The 3,259-nt window shown below is 59.8% G+C and carries 4 protein-coding genes; 2 read left to right on the top strand and 2 right to left on the bottom strand.

The window, feature by feature from the left end; translation table 11 throughout:
* Both AC1D1P_RS18665 and hppD read right to left on the bottom strand, forming a co-directional pair.
* A partial coding sequence (locus AC1D1P_RS18665) for a transporter substrate-binding domain-containing protein (protein WP_477673995.1) occupies positions 1-465 on the bottom strand: 465 nt, incomplete at its 3' end.
* Between the two features lie 34 nt (positions 466-499).
* Positions 500-1,651 (bottom strand): 4-hydroxyphenylpyruvate dioxygenase, encoded by a 1,152-nt coding sequence (hppD, locus tag AC1D1P_RS18660; RefSeq protein ID WP_477670116.1) that lies wholly within the window; start codon positions 1,649-1,651, stop codon positions 500-502.
* Between the two features lie 117 nt (positions 1,652-1,768).
* Between hppD and AC1D1P_RS18655 the strand changes: the two genes are divergently transcribed.
* Together AC1D1P_RS18655 and AC1D1P_RS18650 are read left to right on the top strand one after the other, a co-directional pair.
* On the top strand, positions 1,769-2,242 hold the full coding sequence (locus AC1D1P_RS18655; protein ID WP_477670115.1) for an Lrp/AsnC family transcriptional regulator: 474 nt from the start codon (positions 1,769-1,771) through the stop codon (positions 2,240-2,242).
* Between the two features lie 263 nt (positions 2,243-2,505).
* Positions 2,506-3,243 (top strand): GNAT family N-acetyltransferase, encoded by a 738-nt coding sequence (locus tag AC1D1P_RS18650; protein WP_477673994.1) that lies wholly within the window; start codon positions 2,506-2,508, stop codon positions 3,241-3,243.
* The last annotated feature ends 16 nt before the right edge of the window (positions 3,244-3,259 follow it).

The following is a 3,259-nucleotide window of genomic DNA, read 5'->3' as shown; positions in this document are numbered from 1 at the left end:
GTCGATGTCGGCCACGGTCTGGTATTTGGCCACATCGGCGCAGCGCGCAATTGGCGTCTTGCCGTTGACCATGTAGGGCGTGCTGAAGAAGGCGCGCTTTTGCCGCTCGGTGGTTACCGAGATGCCGCCAACAGCCATGTCACATTTGCCGCCCGCCATGTCGGGCATCAGGTTGGACCAGCTGGTCTTGACCCACTCAGGCTTCACACCCAGGCTGGCCGTGAGGGAGGCCATCAGGTCCACGTCGATACCTTCAAACGTGCCGTCGGGCTTCTGGAAGCTGAAGGGCTTGTAGTCGCCCGGCGTGCAGATGCGCAGCACGCCGGCTTTTTGCACGCTGTCCAGGCTGGAGGCCGGAGCGACGCTGACCGCCGTCTGGGCATATGCCCCCGTCACCGCAAAAAATGCAGCGGTGGCGACACCCAATGCGGCCAGGCGATGGGGCAGTTGCGGGCAAAGTGACATGGCAATCTCCGTGAGGTTGGGGGATGGAAAAACTTTATTGTGCGCTTGCCTTGGCGCCCGACAAAACCCCGCGGCGCATCTGGTCCAGCTCGATGCTTTCAAACAGCGCCTTGAAATTGCCTTCGCCGAAACCGTCGTCGCCCTTGCGCTGGATGAACTCGAAGAAGATCGGGCCGAGCTGGTTTTCACTGAAGATCTGCAGCAGCAACGCGCCCTTTTTTCCATCCACCAGGATCTTGCGCTTCTTCAAATCGGCCACGCTCTCGCCGTGTCCGGGGATGCGTTTGTCGACCAGCTCGTAATAGGTGTCGATCGTGTCCAGCAGCTTCACGCCGCTGCTGCGCAATGCATCCACCGTAGTGAACAGGTCGTTGCTGCCCATGGCGATGTGCTGGATGCCTTCGCCCTGGTAGCGGTCCAGGTACTCCTGAATCTGGCCGGCTTTTTCGTTGCCCTCTTCGTTGATCGGGATGCGGATCTTGCCGCAGGGGCTGGTCATGGCCTTGCTCTTCACGCCGGTGACCTGGCCTTCGATGTCGAAGTAGCGGATTTCGCGGAAATTGAAGAGCCGTTCGTAAAAGCCGGCCCATTCGTCCATGCGGCCGCGGTGCACGTTGTGCGTCAGGTGGTCGATATACGTCAGGCCGTGGCCGGCGGGGTTCAGCGCGTCACCCTGCACGCCGGGCAAGGCTTCAAAGTCCACGTCGTAAAAGCCGATGTTGCCGATGTCGCCGGGTTGCGCGCCGTTCTTGCCGCGCCATTTGTCGATGAAGTAGATGATCGAATCGCCAATACCCTTGATGGCCGGAATGTTCAGCTCACCAGGCGCCGATGTGTGGGCATACCCCCAGGCGCCCAGTGAGATTGCGCGTTCATAGGCGGCCTTGGCGTCCTGCACGCGAAAAGCGATGGCGCAGACGCTGGGGCCGTGCTGGCGCGCAAAGCGCTGGGCAAACGAGTCGGGCTCAGCATTGAGGATGAAGTTGATGCCGCCCTGGCGGTACAGCGTGACATTCTTGTGGCGGTGTTTGGCAATCGGCGTGAAGCCCATGCGCTCGAACAACGCACCCATGGCGACAGGGTCGGGTGCCGCATATTCAATGAACTCAAAACCGTCGGTGCCCATGGGGTTGTCCCAGGCCGCGCCCTGTTCAAAGTTCAGGGCGGTGTCGTCGCGTGCATTCATGCGTGTCTCCAGATAGGTGTGCGTATAAAGTAACTTTAGCGGCGCTGGCGGTCAGTTTTACTGCGAAATGGGGCGTTTGTATTGCTATTGGCGCAGTAAAACTGCAAAATAATCCGCATGGAAGCACTTGACAAGCTTGATCGGCACATTTTGCGCAGCCTGCAGGCCGATGGTCGCGCTACCTTCGATCTGCTCGCCGAGCAGGTGGGGCTTTCACCCAGTGCGGTTCTGCGGCGCGTGAAGCGGCTTGAAGAAAGCGGCGTCATCGACCGCTATGTGGCGCTCGTCAAGCCCGAGGCTGTGGGGCTGGGGCTCACGGCTTACATCAACGTACGGCTGGAAAAGCACACCGAAAGCCACAAGCGCAACCCCATGGACCTGTTCCGGGCCAGCGTGCAGACCTGGCCTGAAGTAGCCGAGTGCGCAGCGCTGACTGGTGAGATGGACTACCTGCTGCGCGTGCTGGTGCAGGACATGGCGCATTACAGCCGTTTCATCATGGACACCCTGCTCAAACATCCCAGCGTGCAGGACTGCAAAACGAGTTTTGTGCTGGACCGGGTCAAGGCGACGACGGCCGTTCCTTTGTGAGCTGAACCGGGGGCGAAGCCGGGGAACCGGCATTTCCATGTGCCTGACTTGCCCGGATGTGCGCGAAAAGTGTTGCTGTATCACAACAATCCACGCGCCGGAGCAACTGAAAGTGTCAGTTTGCTATATTTTTAATAGCTGCCTGCGCCCGTATTTATTGGGAAAAATCCACATAAGGGTGTTTTTTTGAAGCGACCCTCTATTGACGCTGATTCAGAAGCCCCTAGACTGTTGATTCTAGGGAAAACCCTTATATTGAGATCATGGTTACACCCAGCACCCTTTTAAGAGCATCCTATAACGCAGGCAAGGAATTCTTCCGGCCTCCCGTGGAAGAGCGCGCCTCCGCGGCACCTCCAGCGCGTCACGTCCAGCCCGTCATGGTTCCCATCCGCTCGATCGGCCCCAGCCACGGGGAACGCATCGCCACCCATTTGCTGGCCCTGAGCCCCCACGACCGTTACCTGCGCTTTGGCTATTCGGCCAACGATGAGCAGATTCACCGCTATGTGGACGGGCTCAACTTCGAGCGCGACGAGATTTTCGGCATCTACAACCGCAAGCTCGAACTGATCGCCATGGCCCACCTTGCGCATAGCACCGACCCCAACCTGAAAAGCTGCGCCGAGTTCGGCGTGTCTGTATTGGCCCAGGCGCGTGGCCGCGGCTACGGCTCGCGTCTTTTTGACCGCGCCGTCATGCACGCCCGAAACAACGGTGTCGACATGATGTTCATCCACGCGCTGAGCGAAAACACCGCCATGCTCAACATCGCACGCAAGGCCGGCGCCACGATCGAACGCGACGGCTCTGAAAGCGAGGCCTACCTGAAGCTGCCGCCGGCCGACCTGGACTCGCGCATGACCGAAATGGTCGAAGAGCAGATCGCCCAGACCGACTACCRCCTCAAGGTTCAGGCCAAGCAGTTCTGGGACCTGCTGGCGATGGTTCAGGAAGTGCGGCAGGGCGTGCGTGATGGACGGGACCGCATGCCGATGTGATGGCTTCAGCCTGGGG

This window comes from Polaromonas sp. P1_E1_2, assembly GCF_056406035.1.
Note: the sequence above shows the minus strand (reverse complement) of the source record. Positions and strands in the feature narration are given on the sequence as shown.

Coding starts and splice junctions, on each gene's coding strand:
- AC1D1P_RS18655 (WP_477670115.1), top strand. CDS start 1,769: ATGGAAGCACTTGACAAGCTTGATCGGCACATTTTGCGCAGCCTGCAG.
- hppD (WP_477670116.1), bottom strand. CDS start 1,651: ATGAATGCACGCGACGACACCGCCCTGAACTTTGAACAGGGCGCGGCC.